The sequence below is a fragment of the Nocardia sp. IBHARD005 genome, from assembly GCF_052814245.1.
In genome coordinates, this window is record NZ_CP199935.1 from 3,961,160 (window position 1) to 3,981,658 (window position 20,499).

The following is a 20,499-nucleotide window of genomic DNA, read 5'->3' on the forward strand; positions in this document are numbered from 1 at the left end:
TGGCCGGGCCTTGTTCGCTACGGGGTGCGTCGACGCAGCGTAGCGGCGGCGAGGCCGAGCGCCACCACCGAGAACCCGGCGACCACGGCGATATCGCGCCACATCGCGCCCGTCGGCTCCGCGTGTACCGACACCTGCTGTAGCGCGTCCACCGCGTAACTCAACGGCATCACATTGCTGATCGCCTCCAGCCAGCCGGGTAGCCGGTCGCGCGGAACCAGCAGCCCGCACAGGAAGATCTGCGGCGCGACGATCACCGGCATGAACTGCACGGCCTGGAACTCGGTGCGCGCGAAGGCGCTCGCCAGCAGTCCGAGTCCGACGCCACACACCGCGTCGACCATCGCGATCAGCAGGACCCAGCCAGGGCTGCCCGCGGCGGTCAACCCGAGCAGCCAGAACGCGACCACGCTGGCGACGGCGGCCTGCGCGGCGGCGGCGAGGGAGAACGCGCTGCCGTACCCGGCGAGCAGGTCGAGCTTGCTCAGCGGCGTGGTGAGCAGCCGTTCGAGGGTTCCCGATGTGCGTTCGCGCTGCATCGCGATCGCGGTGATCAGGAACATCACGATGAACGGCAGGATCCCGAGCATCGTGATGCCGACCCGGTCGAACATCGTCAGCGGGGTGTGCGGGGCGCGGGGTGCGTCCTGATAGATGAAGTACAGCAGGGTCATCAGCAGGGCGGGAACCACCAAGATCATCGCCACGGTGCGGTGATCGTTGCGCAGTTGCCGCAGGATCCGGCCGGTGGTGGCGGTGTAGGGACGCAGGGTGGTCATGGGTGCACTCCCATCGTGATCAAGGTCAGGAAGGCGGCCTCGAGGTTCTGTTCGTCGGTACGCTCGCGCAGTTCGTCGGGGCTGAGCTGGGCGAGCAGTACGCCCTCGCGCATCAGTAGCAGCTTGTCGCAGTGTTCGGCTTCGTCCATCACATGACTAGAGACGAGCAAAGTCGTTCCCGCCGCGGCCAATTCGCGGAATTGCTTCCACAACTCCACGCGCAACACCGGATCGAGACCGACCGTCGGTTCGTCGAGCACCAACAGCTCGGGCTTGCCGACGAGAGCGCACGCCAGCGACGCCCTTGTCTTCTGCCCACCCGAGAGCTGATCGCCGAGCTGATCGGCGTGATCGGCCAAACCGACTGCGACGAGCGCGGATTCGGTGTCTTCCCGGTCGCGCCCATAGAGCGCGGCGTAGTAGGCCACATTGTCGCGGACGCTGATGTCGGCGTAGATGCTCGGCGCCTGGGTGACGTAGCCGACCCGCCGGCGCAACCCGGCGCTACCCGCAGGCTTCCCGAGCACCGTGACGGTGCCCGACTCCACCAGCTGCGTTCCCACGATGCTGCGCAGCAGGGTGGTCTTCCCGCAACCCGACGGGCCGAGCAGGCCGGTGATCGAGCCGCGCGGGATGTCCATGGTCAGGCCCTGCAGGACGGAACGTTTTCCGCGCTTGACGGTCAGGTCCGCGACCTGGACGGCGGTCGGTGGCGGTGCGGTGTGCGACATGGTCACCTCAATTCATCGAGTGTTGAATTCACTATGTGATGAATTTAGCGCGATGGTGTCGATGTCGCAAGGGTCAGTGGGCGTGTCCAGAGGTTTCGCAGCCTGCTGGCCTGGTTCGACGACGGTGAACTGGCCCATCATCCCGACATCCTCGTGCCACAGCAGGTGGCAGTGGTACACGTACGGTGTCGTCGGATCAGCAGGCCCGTCGAAGCGCAGGCCAGGGTGGCCGCCGTATTCGGCCGCAGGAAAATGGTGTCCTCGGCGCCGGCCAGCTCGGAGGGGGGCGGGGCCCCGTCGTAGTCGAGCACCCGGAACTGCACATCGTGGACGTGAAAGTTGTGCGGCATGCCGTCGATGATGTGCACGACCCAGGTCTCGGTGGTGCCCCGGGTGACGGTCGTGTCGATGCGGCTCATGTCCATGAGCAGGCGCAGCCGCACCAGTTCGTCGCCGATCTCCTGGTAGGGCGCGAGCGTGCCGTTGACCTGGTCTCGCCGCTAGCCGCCGAGACAGGTATCGAGACCGACGCGCGCGGCCTCATCGTCGTCGATCCGACACTGAAGTCGTTGTCGCACCCTACGATTCACGCGATCACTCACGCGATGACGCGAGTTACCTTGCCGCCCTTGGACAATTGCACATTCATGCTCATCCTCTTGCTGGCCTTGTCGTCGGCCTTGGTGAACTGGATGACCGCGTCGGGGCGGGGCACCGTCCGGATGTTCGTCGCCGCCGAGCAGGTCGACTGCCAGGGTGTCGCACCCATGCGGTGCATGCAGGTCCGGGTCGATCCGGTCGAGAATCCACCCGCCGACCACTCATCGCTGCGCTACGACCTGATCCAGGTCGAGGCCAAAACCCCTGCCTGAAACACGAGGCAGGCACAGCGCCTACACCTGACCCGGCAGCCTCGGGCCATCCTGCCCGGACGACAATGATGGTTGTGTCCGCCCAGGAACTGGCCGTCGATCCGCCCACCGCCGCGCACCGGCTGCTCGGCGCCGTCCTGAGGTCGGGTCCGGTGGCCCTGCGGATCGTGGAGGTCGAGGCCTACGGCAGCGATCCCGCCGGACCGTGGCCCGACCCCGCCGCGCACTCCTGGCCGGGTCCGACCGCCCGCAACGCGGTGATGTTCGGCCCCGCCGGGCGGCTCTATGTCTATCGCTCGTACGGAATCCACCTGTGTGTGAATGTGACCGGCGGCTACGACGGTGAGGCCGGTGCGGTGCTCGTGCGGGCGGCCGAAGTGGTCGAGGGCATCGATATCGCACGCGAACGCAGACCCGCCGTCCGGAAGGACGCCGACCTGGCGCGGGGACCTGGCAATGTCGGCAGCGCGCTCGGCATCAGGATGTCCGACTATGGAACCGAGCTGTTCGACCCGTTCTCCGCGCTGCACCTGGAACTGAAACCTCCTGTGCCGCAATCTGATATCGCCTCCGGTCCGCGGGTGGGTGTCAGCGTTGCCGCCGAGATTCCCTGGCGGTTCTGGCTACCGGCGTCGAACGCCGTCTCGGTCTACCGGCGTAGCCCACGGGCGTTCGAGCCGAGCAGCGATTCCGAAAGACTTCGCCGACAGCGATGAGTTTGTGGGCGACGGTCCGTCCTATCTGGTGAACGCGCTACCAACCCGGCGCGACCGACTCGAAGGACGAGACAATGACCACCGCCACCCCCTCCGCGAACTTCTCCGACGCCGCCACCTACCGCCCCGGCAAGATTCGCAACCGCGTTCTGTGGACCCTGCAGATCGTGCTCGGCCTCTTCTTCGTGATCGCTTCGGGCGGACCGAAACTCGTCATCCCGAACACCCTGATGGACAACGCCCCCGAGAACCTGACCATCCCCATCGGGCTGCTCATCTTCATCGGCGTTGCCGAGGTGGCGGGCGGTATCGGCCTGATGGTGCCGCGGCTGAGCGGTCTTGCGGCCGTGGGTCTTTCCGTGCTCACCGTGCTCGCCGCCGCGACGCAGGCCTTCATCGCCGACAAGCCCGCGATGGCGATCTTCCCGCTGGTGCTGGCCGCGATCTTCGGCTGGATCGCCTACGAGCGCCGCGCCACCATCACCGCGCTGGTGCGATGAGCCGCGACTCGACACGCTGATGATCGCCGGAGCCCGGGGGGTTCCGGCGATCTTCGGCGTGCCGAGGCATCGGTGCGGGGTTCGGCCGCGGAGCCAAGATCGCCGCCCTGATCTCGTCTGTGAATCCAATATGGCGAATTCCCCCGGGGTGCGACGATCGAGGACCACGTCGAAAGACCGTACGAGCAGGAGCGCCCGTGTTCACTTTTCCCAGCAGCGACGGCACCGTGATCCACGTGCGGAGCTGGCTCCCCACGGAGACCGAGCCGCGCGGCGTCGTGCAGATCGCGCACGGCATGGGCGAACATTCCGACCGCTACGGCCATCTCGCCGAACGGCTTTCGGGCCTCGGGTTCGCCGTCTACGCCGACGACCACCGCGGTCATGGCCTCAGCATGGGTCAGGTGCCGGGTGACCTCGGCCCCGAGGGCTGGAACCGGCTCGTCGCCGACGAGGTCGCGCTCACCGAGATCCTGCGCGAACGCCATCCCGGCCTGCCCGTCACCCTGATCGGCCACAGCCTCGGCTCGTTCGCCGTGCAGCAGTACCTGCTCGACCACTCCCACCTGGTCGACGAGGTTGTTCTGAGCGGTACGACCGCGGTCGACGGCCTGTTCGGCGAGATCGCGGCCGCCGGCGGTGACCTGATCGCCTTCTGCAACGCCGAATTCCAGCCCACCCGCACCGACGCCGACTGGATCAGCCGCGACGAAGCCCAGGTCGACGCTTACAACGCCGACCCGTGGTGCGGTTTCGCCATCGACGAGGCCAATATGGGCCTGCTCGCGGCCAACGCCCAGACCAGGCTGTCCGATTCGAGCACCGTGCGCGCCGACCTGCCGGTCTATGTGCTGGTCGGTGACAAGGACCCGCTCAACGACAAGTTGCGCCTGTCCGACCTGCTGGTGCAGCGCTACCGCGACGCGGGCCTGAACGACATCACCTACCAGGTCTACGCGGACGCCCGCCACGAGGTCCTCAACGAAACCAACCGCGACGAGGTCGAAGCCGATCTGCTCGCCTGGATCACCCGCGCCCGGCCCGCACGCGACTGACGAACCGCATGCGGAAAGATAGGTCAGCGTGACCGGCGACATCTTCGACGAACTGACCTGGCGCGGCCTGATCGCGCAGTCCACCGACCTGGACGAGCTGCGCGCTTCCGCGGCCGCCGCGCCCCTGACGCTCTATGCCGGCTTCGACCCGACCGCCGCCAGCCTGCACGCCGGCCACCTCGTCCCGCTGCTCGCGCTCAAGCGCTTCCAGCTGGCCGGGCATCGGCCGATCGTGCTCGCGGGTGGCGCGACCGGAATGATCGGCGACCCGCGTGACGTGGGCGAACGCACCATGAACTCGACCGACACCGTCGCCGAGTGGGCACAGCGCATTCGAGGCCAGCTCGAGCGTTTCGTCGACCTCGACGATTCGCCGACCGGTGCGGTCATCGTCAACAACATGGACTGGACCGGTCCGCTGTCGACCGTCGACTTCCTGCGCGACGTCGGTAAGCACTTCTCGGTGAACGTCATGCTCGCCCGCGACACCATCAAACGGCGGCTCGAAGGCGACGGCATCTCCTACACCGAGTTCAGCTACATGCTGCTGCAGGCCAACGACTACCTGCAGTTGCGCCGCGAGCACGGCTGCACGCTGCAGGTCGGTGGCTCCGATCAGTGGGGCAACATCATCGCCGGCGTCGAACTGAACCGGCGTGTCGACGGCGCGCATGTCCACGCGCTCACCGTGCCGCTGGTGACCTCGGCCGACGGCAAGAAGTTCGGCAAGTCCACCGGTGGCGGCAGCCTGTGGCTCGACCCCGAACTGACCAGCCCCTACGCCTGGTACCAGTACTTCGTGAACACCGCCGACGCCGATGTCGTGCGCTACCTGCGCTGGTTCACCTTCCTGAGCCGCGAAGAACTCGACGAACTCGAGCAGGCGACGGTGGATCGTCCGTTCGCCCGCGAGGCGCAGAAGCGCCTGGCGGCGGAGATGACCACGCTGGTGCACGGTGAGGCCGAGACGCACGCGGTGGAACTGGCAAGCCATGCCCTCTTCGGTCGCGGTGAGCTGGGCGAACTTCCGCTGTCCACCCTCGGTGCCGCGCTGCGCGAAACCGCGGTCGACGGCAAGGTCGCCGAGGTGGTGCCGGGCGAACCGAACACGATCGTCGACCTGCTCGTCGCGTCGGGTCTGTGCGAAAGCAAGGGAGCCGCCCGTCGCGTGGTCAACGAAGGCGGCGCGTCGGTGAACAACCAGCGGGTCAGCGACATCGACTGGACTCCGTCCGATGGCGACTACCTGCACGGTGAGTGGCTGGTGCTGCGGCGCGGAAAGAAGAACATGGCGGGCGTGCATCGGATAGCCTGACGTCGTTGCGGAGGCCTGAATCACATACGTGTGATTCAGGCAGCCACATCGGCTGAGCGCACCGTCGTGACCTGGGGAGATCCGGTGTTGTCCAGGCGATTTGACGCGGCGTTATCCGGCGCGTAACTTATTGGAAGTCAGAGCGACACGGACACCAACCCGGAGCCGAGACGCTAGCCCGAGTGGCTGGCGGGCAAGGGAAACGCGGTAGTACGGGGAAGCGCCTGACGGAGCTGAGATCTTGTGACCAGGCTTACGATTGACATCGCCTGGACGTGAGGTTAGGCTGGAACAGTTGCCCTTCGGAGATCTGGAAGATCCAGTTATTCCGTTTGTGCGTGTGTTCTTTGAGAACTCAATAGTGTGTCGATGAATGTCAGTGCCAATATTTATATTGGTTCCAACTTCTCCGTACCCCCCGGTCGTGGGAGGTTGGACATTGAAAACAACAGCGAAATTTTTTGCTGGTGTTTGGCTTTGCTAGGTTTTCGGACTCTAGTTAGATAATTTTGATTGCACCCTTCGGGGTGTTTTCGAGAGTCTTCAACGGAGAGTTTGATCCTGGCTCAGGACGAACGCTGGCGGCGTGCTTAACACATGCAAGTCGAGCGGTAAGGCCCTTCGGGGTACACGAGCGGCGAACGGGTGAGTAACACGTGGGTGATCTGCCCTGTACTTCGGGATAAGCCTGGGAAACTGGGTCTAATACCGGATATGACCTTCGGATGCATGTCTGAAGGTGGAAAGATTTATCGGTACAGGATGGGCCCGCGGCCTATCAGCTTGTTGGTGGGGTAACGGCCTACCAAGGCGACGACGGGTAGCCGACCTGAGAGGGTGACCGGCCACACTGGGACTGAGACACGGCCCAGACTCCTACGGGAGGCAGCAGTGGGGAATATTGCACAATGGGCGAAAGCCTGATGCAGCGACGCCGCGTGGGGGATGACGGCCTTCGGGTTGTAAACCCCTTTCGACAGGGACGAAGCGCAAGTGACGGTACCTGTAGAAGAAGCACCGGCCAACTACGTGCCAGCAGCCGCGGTAATACGTAGGGTGCGAGCGTTGTCCGGAATTACTGGGCGTAAAGAGCTTGTAGGCGGTCTGTCGCGTCTTCTGTGAAAACTTGGGGCTCAACCTTAAGCTTGCAGGGGATACGGGCAGACTAGAGTACTTCAGGGGAGACTGGAATTCCTGGTGTAGCGGTGAAATGCGCAGATATCAGGAGGAACACCGGTGGCGAAGGCGGGTCTCTGGGAAGTAACTGACGCTGAGAAGCGAAAGCATGGGTAGCAAACAGGATTAGATACCCTGGTAGTCCATGCCGTAAACGGTGGGTACTAGGTGTGGGTTTCCTTCCACGGGATCCGTGCCGTAGCTAACGCATTAAGTACCCCGCCTGGGGAGTACGGCCGCAAGGCTAAAACTCAAAGGAATTGACGGGGGCCCGCACAAGCGGCGGAGCATGTGGATTAATTCGATGCAACGCGAAGAACCTTACCTGGGTTTGACATACACCGGAAACCTGCAGAGATGTAGGCCCCCTTGTGGTCGGTGTACAGGTGGTGCATGGCTGTCGTCAGCTCGTGTCGTGAGATGTTGGGTTAAGTCCCGCAACGAGCGCAACCCTTATCTTATGTTGCCAGCGCGTAATGGCGGGGACTCGTGAGAGACTGCCGGGGTCAACTCGGAGGAAGGTGGGGACGACGTCAAGTCATCATGCCCCTTATGTCCAGGGCTTCACACATGCTACAATGGCCGGTACAGAGGGCTGCGATACCGCGAGGTGGAGCGAATCCCTTAAAGCCGGTCTCAGTTCGGATCGGGGTCTGCAACTCGACCCCGTGAAGTTGGAGTCGCTAGTAATCGCAGATCAGCAACGCTGCGGTGAATACGTTCCCGGGCCTTGTACACACCGCCCGTCACGTCATGAAAGTCGGTAACACCCGAAGCCGGTGGCCTAACCCTTGTGGAGGGAGCCGTCGAAGGTGGGATCGGCGATTGGGACGAAGTCGTAACAAGGTAGCCGTACCGGAAGGTGCGGCTGGATCACCTCCTTTCTAAGGAGCAATTCTCCAGCGCATTCCCAACACAGGTTGGTGAGTGGTTGGCAGAGACAGTTTCGGACCCATTCGTGGTCCGGCTGGAGCTCATGGGTGGAACACTGACAGCTTTCATCACATACGGATGGTCCTCAGTGATCGTCCGCGATGGGTATACCGACACACTATTGGGTCCTGAAAGAACACGCGAATGTGTTTTTTCATGGCAAAACAAACGATCCGCTCGGATCTCCTTCGAAACCGCTGGCAGGTAACTGTCGAGTAGGTCAGGAATTCAATCCGATGCGGGTGTGTTGTTTGAGAACTGCACAGTGGACGCGAGCATCTTTGTTAGTAAGTGTTTAAGAGCGTACGGTGGATGCCTTGGCACCAGGAGCCGATGAAGGACGTAGGAGGCTGCGATAAGCCTCGGGGAGCTGTCAACCGAGCTGAGATCCGAGGATTTCCGAATGGGGAAACCCAGCACGAGTGATGTCGTGTTACCCGCATCTGAATATATAGGGTGTGTGGAGGGAACGTGGGGAAGTGAAACATCTCAGTACCCACAGGAAGAGAAAACAACAGTGATTCCGTGAGTAGTGGCGAGCGAAAGCGGATGAGGCTAAACCGTGTACATGTGATACCCGGCAGGGGTTGTGTATGCGGTGTTGTGGGGTCATTCTTCTCAGTTCTGCCGGACTGGGCGAGAGTAAGAAACCAAGTGGTTAGTTGAAATGGTCTGGAACGGCCTGCCATAGACGGTGATAGCCCGGTAAACGAAAACTTCTTGGCTCTCGTGAGTGATACCCGAGTAGCAGCGGGCCCGTGAAATCTGCTGTGAATCTGCCGGGACCACCCGGTAAGCCTGAATACTCCCTGGTGACCGATAGCGGACTAGTACCGTGAGGGAAAGGTGAAAAGTACCCCGGGAGGGGAGTGAAATAGTACCTGAAACCGTGCGCTTACAATCCGTCAAAGCCTTCGCAACTTGTTGTGTGGGGTGATGGCGTGCCTTTTGAAGAATGAGCCTGCGAGTCATCGGTGTGTGGCGAGGTTAACCCGTCGAGGGGTAGCCGTAGCGAAAGCGAGTCTGAATAGGGCGAACTCTAGTCGCACATTATGGACCCGAAGCGGAGTGATCTACCCATGGCCAGGGTGAAGCGACGGTAAGACGTCGTGGAGGCCCGAACCCACTTAGGTTGAAAACTGAGGGGATGAGCTGTGGGTAGGGGTGAAAGGCCAATCAAACTCCGTGATAGCTGGTTCTCCCCGAAATGCATTTAGGTGCAGCGTCACGTGTTTCACATCGGAGGTAGAGCTACTGGATGGCCTAGGGGGCCCACAAGCTTACCGAAGTCAGCCAAACTCCGAATGCCGGTGTGTGAGAGCGTGGCAGTGAGACTGCGGGGGATAAGCTTCGTAGTCGAGAGGGAAACAGCCCAGATCGCCGGCTAAGGCCCCTAAGCGTGTACTAAGTGGAAAAGGATGTGGGGTCGCTTAGACAACCAGGAGGTTGGCTTAGAAGCAGCCACCCTTGAAAGAGTGCGTAATAGCTCACTGGTCAAGTGATCCTGCGCCGACAATGTAGCGGGGCTCAAGTACACCGCCGAAGCCGCGGCATTCACACAATAACCCGTCCTGCATTCGTGCAGGGCCAGGTGTGTGGATGGGTAGGGGAGCGTCCTGTGGCCGTGGAAGCAGCAGTGTGAACTAGCTGTGGAGGCCACGGGAGTGAGAATGCAGGCATGAGTAGCGAAAGACGAGTGAGAAACTCGTCCGCCGAATGACCAAGGGTTCCTGGGCCAGGTTAATCCGCCCAGGGTGAGTCGGGACCTAAGGCGAGGCCGACAGGCGTAGTCGATGGACAACGGGTTGATATTCCCGTACCCGTGTATCCGCGCCCAATGCTGAATCAGTTGTGCTAACTGTCCAAATGTTGTCTTACTGAGCCTTCGGGCGAGGGGGATGACGGCTGCACAGGACCCCGGCTGTAGTAGGTAAGCGATGGGGTGACGCAGGAAGGTAGCTGGGCCAGGTGATGGAATACCTGGTGTAAGCGTGTAGGGCGTTGTGTAGGCAAATCCGCACAACATGTAGCCTGAGACGTGATGCGTACCCGTTGAGGGGAATTCAGTGATCCTATGCTGCCGAGAAAAGCCTCTAGCGAGCTGGTACACGGCCCGTACCCCAAACCGACACAGGTGGTCAGGTAGAGAATACTAAGGCGATCGAGAGAACTGTGGTTAAGGAACTCGGCAAAATGCCCCCGTAACTTCGGGAGAAGGGGGACCACATCTGGTGACGGAATTTACTTCCTGAGCTGGGTGGGGTCGCAGAGACCAGAGAGAAGCGACTGTTTACTAAAAACACAGGTCCGTGCGAAGTCGTAAGACGATGTATACGGACTGACGCCTGCCCGGTGCCGGAAGGTTAAGAGGACCGGTTAGCCTGTCATGGGCGAAGCTGAGAATTTAAGCCCCGGTAAACGGCGGTGGTAACTATAACCATCCTAAGGTAGCGAAATTCCTTGTCGGGTAAGTTCCGACCTGCACGAATGGCGTAACGACTTCTCTGCTGTCTCAACCACAGACTCGGCGAAATTGCATTACGAGTAAAGATGCTCGTTACGCGCGGCAGGACGAAAAGACCCCGGGACCTTCACTATAGCTTGGTATTGGTGTTCGGTACGGTTTGTGTAGGATAGGTGGGAGACTGTGAAGCTCGGACGCTAGTTCGGGTGGAGTCGTCGTTGAAATACCACTCTGATCGTATTGGACTTCTAACCTCGGACCATGATCTGGTTCAGGGACAGTGCCTGGTGGGTAGTTTAACTGGGGCGGTTGCCTCCCAAAATGTAACGGAGGCGCCCAAAGGTTCCCTCAGCCTGGTTGGCAATCAGGTGTTGAGTGCAAGTGCACAAGGGAGCTTGACTGTGAGACTGACAGGTCGAGCAGGGACGAAAGTCGGGACTAGTGATCCGGCACCGGCAAGTGGAAGCGGTGTCGCTCAACGGATAAAAGGTACCCCGGGGATAACAGGCTGATCTTCCCCAAGAGTCCATATCGACGGGATGGTTTGGCACCTCGATGTCGGCTCGTCGCATCCTGGGGCTGGAGTAGGTCCCAAGGGTTGGGCTGTTCGCCCATTAAAGCGGCACGCGAGCTGGGTTTAGAACGTCGTGAGACAGTTCGGTCTCTATCCGCCGCGCGCGTAAGAAACTTGAGGAAGGCTGTCCCTAGTACGAGAGGACCGGGACGGACGAACCTCTGGTGTGCCAGTTGTTCCGCCAGGAGCACTGCTGGTTGGCTACGTTCGGAAGGGATAACCGCTGAAAGCATCTAAGCGGGAAGCCTGTTCCAAGATGAGGTTTCTCTCCCACTTGATGGGTTAAGGCCCCCTACAGACCATGGGGTTGATAGGCCAGAATTGGAAGCCAGGTAACTGGTGTAGGTGACTGGTACTAATAGGCCGAGGGCTTACTACAAAGGTGTTACGCGTCCACTGTGCGGTTTCTGAAACAGCACACAGATCACTGAGACAACAATGGGTTGTCCGGGCTTTCCCGTGAGGGAGGGTTCGGGTTTCTGGTTGTGGCTCTCTGTGTGACAGTTTCATAGAGTTACGGTAGTTATAGCGGTGGGGAAACGCCCGGTCCCATTCCGAACCCGGAAGCTAAGGCCACCTGCGCCGATGGTACTGCACTCGACAGGGTGTGGGAGAGTAGGACACTGCCGGAACATCCTTCGCGATAGGGGACCCTTATTTGGGTCCCCTATCGGCGTTTGTGGACTCGATACGGGTTCGGTACGCCAGGCGGACGATGCCCCGTCCTTCGTCCGTGGTTGAATTCTTAGTGGCGGGGCCATGACAACACTCCCCGGAGGCCGGGGAACCTAGAGAGGGATCGCCGTGTCGGAACACAACGACGGACGGAAGCCTTTCCGCCGGGACGGAGACGCCCCCGGTTTCGGCCGGCGAGGCGAACCGACCGATCGCCCCCGCGGCGGACACGGTGATAATCGCGGCTCGGGCCGTGGCGAAGGCGGCGGATTCCGCCGTGACGACGCCGGCCGAGGAAGCCGAGGAAGCAGCGCCGGTGGTGGGGGTTCCGATCGTGGCAGCTCCGATCGGGGTGGATTCCGTCGTAATGACGACAGTCGTGGCTCCGGTCGGCCCGAGGGCCAGCGTGGCGGATATACCCGCGACGATCGTGGCAGCAGCGGCGGCGACCGTGGCGGATTCAAGCGCAACGACAGTGGCGACCGCGGCGGCTACCCGCGCCGCGATGACGCCGGTCGTAGTGGCTCCAACGATCGCGGTGGATACCGTGGCAACAATGACGACCGCCCGCGCGGTGGTTCGGATCGTGGCGGCTCTTCCGATCGCGGTGGCTACCAGCGCCGTGACGACAGCAACAAGGGCGGCTACCCCAAGCGCGACGATGCCGATCGCGGTGGCTACCAGCGCCGCGACGACAGCGATCGTGGCGGCTACCAGAAGCGTGATGACAACGATCGCGGTGGATTCAAGCGCAGTGACAGTGGCGACCGTGGCGGTTACCCGCGCCGCGATGACGCCGGTCGTGGCGGTTCCGGCGATCGTGGTGGATTCAAGCGTGACGATCGTGGCAGTGACCGTCCGTCCGGTGGTTTCGACCGCGGCGGCGATCGTGGTGGATACCGTGGCAACAACGACGACCGCCCCCGTGGTGGTTCGGATCGTGGCGGCTCCTCCGATCGCGGTGGCTACCAGCGCCGCGACGACAGCAACAAGGGCGGCTACCCCAAGCGCGATGACGCTGGTCGTGGCGGCTACCCCAAGCGTGACGACAACGATCGCGGTGGATTCAAGCGCAGCGACAGTGGCGACCGCGGCGGTTACCAGCGCCGCGACGATGCCGGTCGTGGCGGCTCGAGCGATCGTGGTGGATTCAAGCGTGACGATCGTGGCAGTGACCGTCCGTCCGGTGGTTTCGACCGCGGCGGTGATCGTGGTGGATACCGCGGCAGCAGCGACGACCGCCCCCGTGGCGGTTCGGGCGGAGGGTTCCGTCGCGGTGAAGGCGACGACCGTTCGCGCGGCAGCTCCGATCGCGGGAGCGACCGTGGTGGCTTCCGTCGCAGCGACAGCGACGACCGCTCGCGCGGTGGTGCGGATCGTGGCGGCTACCCCAAGCGCGACGACAAGGGTGGTTACCCGCGTCGTGACGACAGCAACAAGGGTGGTTACCCGCGTCGTGACGACAGCAACAAGGGTGGTTACCCGCGTCGTGACGACAGCAAGGGTGGCTACCCGCGTCGCGACGACAACGATCGCGGGCCCCGACGGGACGACGATCGCGGTCGTGGTGGATTCAAGCGGGATACCCGCGCCGGTGGCGGTCAGGGACGGTTCGTCGGCGAGGACGGCAAGCCGCTCAACGGCACCTACCGTGAGAAGCGTACTGAGCGCGAAAGTGACGTGCTCGGCGTCGTCTCGGCCGCGGCTGCTCCCGACATCGACGAGTCGACCATCGACGACAGCACGGCCGGTCCGTCGGACAACATCACCGCAGCAGCGACCGAGAAGCCGGAAGCGTCCACTGAGCAGTCCGAGGATGCGGGCACAGAGCGCGATGAGCCCAGCGCGGCTCCGGTAGCCGACGCGGACGACCACTCCACAGCCGACGACGAGCGTCCCCGTGGCACGGATCGTGACGATCTTCCTCGCACCGAGTCCGACAGCGACCGCGCGCCGGGCGATTCGGATCGGGACGAAAGTCCGCGTGGCGAGCGCCGTGGATTCGCGGATCGCGGTGCGCCTTCGGACCGTGACGACCGTGCGCGTGGTGGCTCGGAGTCCGGTGGGGCGCGGTCGGGTGACTTCGGCGGCGATGATCGCCGACGTGGTGGTGAAGGTGCTCGTGCGACAGGCGGTCGGCCCGATGATCGCCGGGCGGCTCGGCCCGAGGAGCCCGACCTGCCCGAGGACGTGCAGGCCTCTGATCTGGATCCGGCCGTGCGCCGCGATCTGCTGAGTCTGGACAAGAACAACGCCGATTCGGTGGCCCGGCACATGGTGATGGCCGTCGAGCTGCTCGAAGACGACCCGCGCCTGGCGCTGGCACACGCTCGGGCCGCGCGGCAACGTGCGGGCCGCATCGCGGTGGTGCGGGAGACCGCCGGTGTGGTGGCCTACCACGCCGAGGAGTGGGCCGAGGCGCTGTCGGAGCTGCGGACCGCACGACGCATGTCGGGTGGTGCCGGACTGCTCGCGGTGATGGCCGACTGCGAGCGCGGTCTCGGCAGGCCGGAACGGGCCATCGAGCTCGGTCGCAGCGAGGAAGCGCAGACGCTCACCGGTGACGAAGCCGCCGAGCTGCGGATGGTCGTCGCGGGCGCCCGGATGGATCTGGGTCAGTTCGACCAGGCCGTCGTGACGCTGCAAGCCTCCGATCTGGACCCGTCGCGCACGGGCTCCGCCGCCGCGCGCCTGTTCTACGCCTACGCCGACGCGCTCGTGGCGGCAGGCCGCACCGATGACGGCCTGCAGTGGTTCCTCAACGCTGCTGCCGCCGACCTCGACGACGAAACCGACGCCGAGGAGCGGGCAACCGAACTCACCGGCGACGCACAGTAGAACCACAAGGCCGCAGTCCGGGAACACCTACAGGGTTCCCGGCCTGCGGCCTTTTCGCATGTCATCGAAGGTCGGATGCCTGGCGGTGTCAGCCGGGCAACGCCGGCTCGGGTGTGGCGCAGATGTACTCGGTCCCCTCGAGCGGTGGACCGGCCTCCTGCGAAGCGGGCAATCGAGCATGCTGTGTGAGCAGCGGACCTCCTTCGGTCGGCAACGGCCCGGCTTGCCCTGTGCACCGATGAGCGCCCGCGACGCGCTGGGCGAGACGTCCGCAACTGGGGACATCATGCACAAACAGTTGGCACATGCTCGATCATGAAGGGTGCGAGCGCTATTCGGCAGCCGAGGGGAACCGAAGCTGTCGGTGCCTTCGCCTAGGGTCGCCAATGTGTCCGACCCGGCAGAGACGACGAAGTGAGGGTGGATGGACCGGCTACGCGATCGATACGAGGCATTGCTGCTCGACCTGGACGGAACGCTGTACCGCGGACCCGATGTCATCGAAGGTGCGCCTAAAGCACTTGTCCCGGACGGTGATTCGGCACAACGGCTCGTGTACGTCACCAACAACGCCGCGCGTGGCCCCGGTGCCGTTGCGCACCACCTGGATGAACTCGGCTACCCGGCCACCGCGAACGATGTGGTGACCAGCGCACAAGCCGCCGCCCGCATGCTGGCCGAACGGCTGAGCCCCGGCGACAGGGTGCTCGTCGTCGGCACCGACGATCTGGCCGCCGAGGTGAAAGCCGTCGGCCTCGAGCCCATCCGCCGGTTCGGCGAGACCCCACCAGCGGCGGTCGTCCAAGGGCACTCGCCGACGACCGCGTGGCCCGACCTCGCCGAAGCCGCCTACGCCTTGCGCGCCGGCGCGCTGTGGATCGCCGCCAATGCCGACCGCACCCTGCCCAACGAGCGCGGTCTCGCCCCCGGCAACGGCTCGATGGTCGCGGCACTGAAGACCGCCTCCGATCGTGAGCCCCTCGTAGCAGGCAAGCCCTACGCGCCGCTGATGGCAGACGCGATCGAGCGAGCGGACACCCGCCGCGCCCTGGTGGTCGGCGACCGGCTCGACACCGATATCGAGGGCGCCAACGGCCTCGGCCTCGACTCGCTGCTGGTGCTGACCGGAGTCAGCACACTCGACGAGGTGATCGGCGCGCCCGCCGCGCGGATCCCTACCTACATCGCCGCCACCCTCGACGCCCTCAACGACGACGTCGTGGCCGAGGCCGCCGCGCCCGCGGACATCGCGGAACTGTTGCGACAGCATCCCGGCCGGGCGGTACGCGTGCGCGCGGGCGATTCGGAAATCCGATAGCGTTGACGCCACGATGAGTACTGCGAGTTCACCGCCGAACGGCGCGTCACAGCCACCCCGGCCCGGGATTCCCGTGCCGGGCGCTCACCTGCCCGGCGCCCCGGCACAGGAACCGGCCGATCCGAGCAGGATCAAGGCCGACGTCGATGCACTGCTCGCCGAACTCGGCCCGCGTCCCGCCGTGAGCCCGGCGGAGAACACCGAGACCGGCGCCGACATCACCCGTCGTGCCCGTATTCTCGAGCAGGCGCACGACGTGCTGGTGGACGCGCTGGCGACAGTGGACAAGATCTGAGGTGGCCAGGAGAGCGCGCGTGGACGCCGAACTGGTTCGCCGCGGATTGGCGCGATCGCGAGAACACGCGGTCGAACTGATCAGTGCGGGCCGCGTCCTGATTGCTGGAACCGTCGCGGTGAAACCCGCGACAGCCGTGGAGACGGGAACCCCGCTGATCGTGCGGGAAGAAGCCGACGAGGTGTCGTGGGCCTCACGTGGTGCGCACAAACTGCTCGGCGCACTCGAGGCGTTCGAGCCCGAGGGGCTCGACATCGCCGGTAAGCGGTGCCTGGACGCGGGCGCGTCGACCGGGGGGTTCACCGACGTGCTGCTCAACAAGGGTGCGCGCGAAGTGGTCGCGGTCGACGTCGGCTACGGCCAGCTGATCTGGCGACTGCAGAACGATGACCGGGTCCGGGTGTTCGATCGCACCAACGTGCGCAACATCACCGCCGAATCCATCAGTGGCACAGTCGAAATCGTTGTCGGTGACCTGTCGTTCATTTCGCTCGGGCTCGTCCTTCCTGCCCTGGCTGCCTGCGCGGCCGACGGTGCTGATCTGCTGCCGATGGTGAAACCACAGTTCGAGGTAGGCAAGGACCGCGTCGGCTCGGGTGGGGTGGTGCGTGACCCGGCGCTGCGTACCGAGGTGGTGTGCGATGTGGCCGATGCCGCGGCCGCACTCGGATTGCGCACGCTGGGTGTGGTCGCGAGCCCGCTGCCCGGTCCGTCGGGCAATGTCGAGTACTTCCTGTGGCTGCGCAAGGTCGGCCCGTTCGATCACGACGCCGAACAGGTGCGGGCGCTGGTCGCGCACGCTGTCGAGGAGGGTCCGCAGTGAGTACGCACGCCGGCGGCAGGGAGATCCTGCTCGTCGCCCATCCCGGTCGCGCGGAGATCATCGAGACCGCGCACCGGGTGGCGAAGATCTTCGCCGAAGCGGGCATCTGCCTGCGGGTGCTGGCCGACGAGGCCGACAGCACCCGGTTCGAGGACGACGCCGGATATCCGGTGCGCGTGGTGCCGCACAGCCCGTCCGCGGCCCAGGGCTGCGAGATGGTGCTCGCCCTCGGCGGTGACGGCACCTTCCTGCGCGCGGCCGAACTCGGCAGGCCCGCGGGCGTGCCGGTGCTCGGAATCAACCTGGGCCGCATCGGCTTCCTCACCGAAGCCGAGGCCGAGAACCTCGACGAGGCACTCTCACAGGTGGTCGATCGCGACTACCAGGTGGAAAACCGGATGACCATCGACGTCACCGTGCGCGTCGACGACACGATCGTCGAACGTGGCTGGGCGCTCAACGAGGCCAGCCTCGAGAACGCGCAGCGGATGGGTGTGCTGGAAGTGGTGCTCGAGGTGGACGGGCGGCCCGTCTCGGCGTTCGGCTGCGACGGCATCCTCATCTCGACCCCCACCGGGTCGACCGCTTACGCGTTCTCGGCGGGCGGGCCGGTGGTGTGGCCCGAACTCGAGGCGATGCTGGTGATCCCGAGCAACGCCCACGCGTTGTTCGCGCGGCCACTGGTGACCAGCCCGGAATCGCTCATCGCGGTGGAAACCGTGGCAACCGGGCATGATGCGATCGTGTTCCTCGACGGCAGGCGCACCCTCGCGTTGCCGCGTGGCGGCCGTGCCGAAGTGGTACGCGGCGAACGGCCGGTGCGGTGGGTTCGGCTCGATTCGGCGCCCTTCGCCGACCGGATGGTGCGTAAGTTCCAGCTGCCGGTCACCGGCTGGCGGGGCAGACAGCGAACGGAAGAGCACTGATGCTGACAGAGATCAGGATTGACGGACTCGGTGTCATCTCGACGGCCACCGCGCAGTTCCATGCGGGTCTGACCGTGCTCACCGGTGAGACCGGTGCGGGCAAGACCATGGTCGTCACCAGCCTGCACCTGCTCAGCGGTGCGCGCGCTGACGCGGGACGAGTACGCCTGGGCGCGGCGAAAGCCGTGGTGGAGGGCCGTTTCGTCGTCGATGACGTGAACGACGCGGCGCGCGCGGCGGTCGGGGAAGTGCTGGAATCGGCGGGCGCCGAAGCCGACGAAGACGGAAGCGTGATCGCGGTCCGCACCGTCAACAGCGACGGACGCTCGCGCGCACACCTCGGTGGGCGCGGAGTGCCCGCCGCGGTACTCGGCGAGTTCACCTCCCGGCTGCTGACCGTGCACGGCCAGAACGACCAATTGCGGTTGCAGCGGCCCGAACAGCAACTGTCGGCACTCGACCAGTTCGCCGGCGACGGCGTCGCCGGCCTGCTGCGCAAGTACCAGGTGCACCGCCGGTCCTGGCTGGACGCGCGCACCGAACTACTCGAACGCACCGCGCGCAGTAGGGAATTGGCCCTAGAAGCCGATCGACTCAAGTATTCGCTCACCGAAATCGACGGCATCGCGCCCGAACCCGGTGAGGACACCCGCCTGGTCGCCGAGATCCGCAGGCTCAGCGATCTCGATTCGCTGCGCGAGGCCGGCGTCGCCGCGCACGAGTCACTGTCGGGTCCGACCGACGCACCGGCTGACGGCGGTGGCGTGCTCGATCTGCTCGGTGGTGCCCGCGCCCGCCTGGATTCCGCCGACGACCCGGCGCTGGCCGCGCTGGCACCGCGGCTCGGCGAGGCGATCGCGGTGGTGGTCGACGTGGCCACCGAACTCAGCAGCTATCTGTCGGAATTACCGTCCGATCCCAGCGCGCTGGACTCGATGCTCAACCGACAGGCCGAGCTCAAGTCCCTGACCCGCAAATACGCGCCCGATATCGACGGCGTGATCGCGTGGGCCGACGAGTCGCGCTCGCGCCTTGACTCGCTCGATGTGTCCGAGGACGCGCTGGCCAAGCTGGCCGGTGAGGTCGAGACCGCCGCGGGCAAAGTGCGCGAGGCGGCACGCAAACTCAGTGCCGCGCGCGCCAAGTCGGCGGGCAAGCTGGCGAGCGCGGTGAGCACCGAGCTCGGTGGGCTGGCGATGGGCAAGGCGCGCTTGGAAGTCCAAGTCCGACCGCTGCCGGCCAGTGCCCAGGATCCGGCGCCGCTCGAGATCGGCGGGGTGCACCTACATGCCGGGTCCAACGGCTGCGACGAAGTGGAATTCCGGCTCTCCGCGCATTCGGGCGCGCAGTCGCTGCCGTTGAGCAAGAGCGCTTCCGGCGGTGAACTCTCGCGGGTGATGCTCGCACTCGAGGTGGTGCTCGCCGGTTCCGATCACGGCGCCACCATGGTGTTCGACGAGGTCGACGCCGGGGTCGGTGGCCGGGCCGCGGTGGAGATCGGCAAGCGCCTGGCGCGCCTGGCCCGCACCCACCAGGTCATCGTCGTGACCCACCTACCCCAGGTGGCGGCCTTCGCCGACACCCACCTGGTGGTGAACAAGTCCGACGATGGAAAAGGCAAGGTGGACAGCGGCGTTCGCACGCTGACCGACGACGAACGAGTGGTGGAGCTGGCTCGCATGCTCGCGGGTCTGGACGACACCGAGACCGGCCGTGCGCACGCGGAAGAACTACTCGAAACCGCCCGGGCCGAGCGGTTGCCTGCCTGAATCAGCGATCGATCACCGCAGCTCCGAGTCCGCCATGACCGCACCTCCCAGCCCGGCACGATCCGACCTCGAGGAGGATCCCGCCGCGTAGCGGTGGTTCGCGGCCGTCCCGGAGTTGCGGGCTCGAAGCGCATGCGCCGCAGGGGCGAGTCTCGAGCCCGCAACTGCGGGACCGGTGGGGCCGCGAACTCGAGCGCGCCAGCGCTCCAGAATTACCGCAGGGCTTTGCGCACGCCGCTGATGAGCCGGTTGGTCAGCTGACGCAGGCCGAACTCGAGCACCGGCGCGGGGACGGGCAGCGACGGCTCGGACTCCATCGTGTACACCACGCGGGTACCGCCCTCGCTGGTATCGGCGAAGGTGACGATGCCGACATGGCGCTTGACCGGTGCGCCCTTGACGATCTTGTATTCCATCCGCTCGCCGGGGACCAGTGCGGTGATCTCCTCGGTGACGCCTGCCTTGCCGAAGCCGAGCAGGTGCTGGGCGCCGACGCCGGTGGCCGGATCGCCCGCCTTGATGAGCTTGACCTGGATCGGCAGGTACGGGCTGACGCTCTCACGTTCGGTGAAGAGGCGGTAGACGATGTCGCGAGGTGCGTCGAAAATCGTCTCGACGGTGCTGCGTGGCATGAATGTGTCTCCTGTCCGAAATGTCTGTGACCCGGAGCATACGGGTAGGCGTCACTCATGCCCCGACCGGCGCGCCTCCACCAAAGGTTGAGGGTTTGGCTTCATCAT

The 20,499-nt window shown here is 64.7% G+C and carries 16 protein-coding genes and 3 rRNA genes; 14 read left to right on the plus strand and 5 right to left on the minus strand.

What is annotated here, in order from left to right; all coding sequences use genetic code 11:
• Positions 1–17: 17 nt before the first annotated feature.
• From ACTWPB_RS18550 to ACTWPB_RS18565, 4 genes are read right to left on the minus strand one after another with little or no spacing between them, the layout of a single operon-like run.
• A complete protein-coding gene (locus tag ACTWPB_RS18550; RefSeq protein WP_446221866.1) occupies positions 18–779 on the minus strand; it encodes an ABC transporter permease in 762 nt (253 codons plus the stop codon).
• Positions 776–1,510 carry an ABC transporter ATP-binding protein gene (locus ACTWPB_RS18555; RefSeq protein WP_446226405.1) on the minus strand — a complete coding sequence of 245 codons (735 nt, stop codon included), beginning with the start codon at positions 1,508–1,510 and terminating at the stop codon, positions 776–778. Before ACTWPB_RS18555 ends, ACTWPB_RS18550 begins: the two co-directional genes overlap by 4 nt.
• Positions 1,511–1,522: 12 nt before the next feature.
• Positions 1,523–1,690 (minus strand): multicopper oxidase domain-containing protein, encoded by a 168-nt coding sequence (locus ACTWPB_RS18560; protein ID WP_446221867.1) that lies wholly within the window; start codon positions 1,688–1,690, stop codon positions 1,523–1,525.
• The gene (locus ACTWPB_RS18565; RefSeq protein WP_446221868.1) at positions 1,648–1,929 is read right to left on the minus strand and encodes a multicopper oxidase domain-containing protein; all 282 of its coding nucleotides are present in this window, start codon (positions 1,927–1,929) and stop codon (positions 1,648–1,650) included. The genes ACTWPB_RS18560 and ACTWPB_RS18565 overlap by 43 nt, the downstream gene beginning before the upstream one ends.
• A 228-nt stretch (positions 1,930–2,157) precedes the next feature.
• Here ACTWPB_RS18565 and ACTWPB_RS18570 point away from each other — a divergent pair, with 228 nt between their 5' ends.
• From ACTWPB_RS18570 to recN, 14 genes are all read left to right on the plus strand, one after another.
• Positions 2,158–2,382 carry a hypothetical protein gene (locus tag ACTWPB_RS18570; RefSeq protein ID WP_446221869.1) on the plus strand — a complete coding sequence of 75 codons (225 nt, stop codon included), beginning with the start codon at positions 2,158–2,160 and terminating at the stop codon, positions 2,380–2,382.
• A 65-nt stretch (positions 2,383–2,447) separates the two neighbouring features.
• Entirely contained in the window at positions 2,448–3,098 is a 651-nt protein-coding gene (locus tag ACTWPB_RS18575; protein WP_446221870.1) for a DNA-3-methyladenine glycosylase, read from the plus strand.
• A 74-nt stretch (positions 3,099–3,172) separates the two neighbouring features.
• Positions 3,173–3,598: a DoxX family protein gene (locus ACTWPB_RS18580; RefSeq protein WP_446221871.1), complete on the plus strand. Its 426-nt coding sequence runs from the start codon at positions 3,173–3,175 to the stop codon at positions 3,596–3,598.
• A gap of 197 nt (positions 3,599–3,795) precedes the next feature.
• Positions 3,796–4,653, plus strand: coding sequence for an alpha/beta fold hydrolase (locus tag ACTWPB_RS18585; protein ID WP_446221872.1), 858 nt, complete (start codon positions 3,796–3,798; stop codon positions 4,651–4,653).
• 28 nt (positions 4,654–4,681) lie between these two features.
• Positions 4,682–5,968 (plus strand): tyrosine--tRNA ligase, encoded by a 1,287-nt coding sequence (gene tyrS / locus ACTWPB_RS18590; RefSeq protein WP_446221873.1) that lies wholly within the window; start codon positions 4,682–4,684, stop codon positions 5,966–5,968.
• A 543-nt stretch (positions 5,969–6,511) separates the two neighbouring features.
• Positions 6,512–8,028 (plus strand): 16S ribosomal RNA (locus ACTWPB_RS18595).
• Between the two features lie 334 nt (positions 8,029–8,362).
• Positions 8,363–11,494: ribosomal RNA gene (locus ACTWPB_RS18600) — 23S ribosomal RNA — on the plus strand.
• A gap of 136 nt (positions 11,495–11,630) precedes the next feature.
• Positions 11,631–11,747, plus strand: a 5S ribosomal RNA gene (gene rrf, locus ACTWPB_RS18605).
• Together the 16S, 23S and 5S rRNA genes form the textbook arrangement of a ribosomal RNA operon.
• A gap of 1,807 nt (positions 11,748–13,554) precedes the next feature.
• Positions 13,555–14,628, plus strand: a complete 1,074-nt coding sequence (locus tag ACTWPB_RS18610) for a hypothetical protein (RefSeq protein ID WP_446226406.1) — start codon at positions 13,555–13,557, stop codon at positions 14,626–14,628.
• Positions 14,629–15,052: 424 nt separating this feature from the next.
• Positions 15,053–15,946 carry an HAD-IIA family hydrolase gene (locus ACTWPB_RS18615; RefSeq protein WP_446221874.1) on the plus strand — a complete coding sequence of 298 codons (894 nt, stop codon included), beginning with the start codon at positions 15,053–15,055 and terminating at the stop codon, positions 15,944–15,946.
• A gap of 13 nt (positions 15,947–15,959) precedes the next feature.
• Positions 15,960–16,241, plus strand: a complete 282-nt coding sequence (locus ACTWPB_RS18620; RefSeq protein ID WP_446221875.1) for a hypothetical protein — start codon at positions 15,960–15,962, stop codon at positions 16,239–16,241.
• A gap of 1 nt (position 16,242) precedes the next feature.
• Positions 16,243–17,064 (plus strand): TlyA family RNA methyltransferase, encoded by an 822-nt coding sequence (locus ACTWPB_RS18625; RefSeq protein ID WP_446221876.1) that lies wholly within the window; start codon positions 16,243–16,245, stop codon positions 17,062–17,064.
• Positions 17,061–17,990 (plus strand): NAD kinase, encoded by a 930-nt coding sequence (locus tag ACTWPB_RS18630; protein ID WP_446221877.1) that lies wholly within the window; start codon positions 17,061–17,063, stop codon positions 17,988–17,990. Before ACTWPB_RS18625 ends, ACTWPB_RS18630 begins: the two co-directional genes overlap by 4 nt.
• Entirely contained in the window at positions 17,990–19,759 is a 1,770-nt protein-coding gene (gene recN / locus ACTWPB_RS18635) for a DNA repair protein RecN (RefSeq protein WP_446221878.1), read from the plus strand. Before ACTWPB_RS18630 ends, recN begins: the two co-directional genes overlap by 1 nt.
• Before the next feature lie 212 nt (positions 19,760–19,971).
• Here recN and ACTWPB_RS18640 read toward each other — a convergent pair whose 3' ends face one another.
• Positions 19,972–20,391: an SRPBCC family protein gene (locus ACTWPB_RS18640; RefSeq protein ID WP_446221879.1), complete on the minus strand. Its 420-nt coding sequence runs from the start codon at positions 20,389–20,391 to the stop codon at positions 19,972–19,974.
• Between the last annotated feature and the right edge of the window lie 108 nt (positions 20,392–20,499).

Excerpts from the sequence above, each read along its gene's own strand:
- ACTWPB_RS18550 (WP_446221866.1), bottom strand. The coding sequence starts at position 779 with ATGACCACCCTGCGTCCCTACACCGCCACCACCGGCCGGATCCTGCGG.
- ACTWPB_RS18555 (WP_446226405.1), bottom strand. The coding sequence starts at position 1,510 with ATGTCGCACACCGCACCGCCACCGACCGCCGTCCAGGTCGCGGACCTG.
- ACTWPB_RS18565 (WP_446221868.1), bottom strand. The coding sequence starts at position 1,929 with ATGAGCCGCATCGACACGACCGTCACCCGGGGCACCACCGAGACCTGG.
- ACTWPB_RS18570 (WP_446221869.1), top strand. The coding sequence starts at position 2,158 with ATGCTCATCCTCTTGCTGGCCTTGTCGTCGGCCTTGGTGAACTGGATG.
- ACTWPB_RS18575 (WP_446221870.1), top strand. The coding sequence starts at position 2,448 with ATGATGGTTGTGTCCGCCCAGGAACTGGCCGTCGATCCGCCCACCGCC.
- ACTWPB_RS18580 (WP_446221871.1), top strand. The coding sequence starts at position 3,173 with ATGACCACCGCCACCCCCTCCGCGAACTTCTCCGACGCCGCCACCTAC.
- ACTWPB_RS18615 (WP_446221874.1), top strand. The coding sequence starts at position 15,053 with ATGGACCGGCTACGCGATCGATACGAGGCATTGCTGCTCGACCTGGAC.
- ACTWPB_RS18620 (WP_446221875.1), top strand. The coding sequence starts at position 15,960 with ATGAGTACTGCGAGTTCACCGCCGAACGGCGCGTCACAGCCACCCCGG.
- recN (WP_446221878.1), top strand. The coding sequence starts at position 17,990 with ATGCTGACAGAGATCAGGATTGACGGACTCGGTGTCATCTCGACGGCC.
- ACTWPB_RS18640 (WP_446221879.1), bottom strand. The coding sequence starts at position 20,391 with ATGCCACGCAGCACCGTCGAGACGATTTTCGACGCACCTCGCGACATC.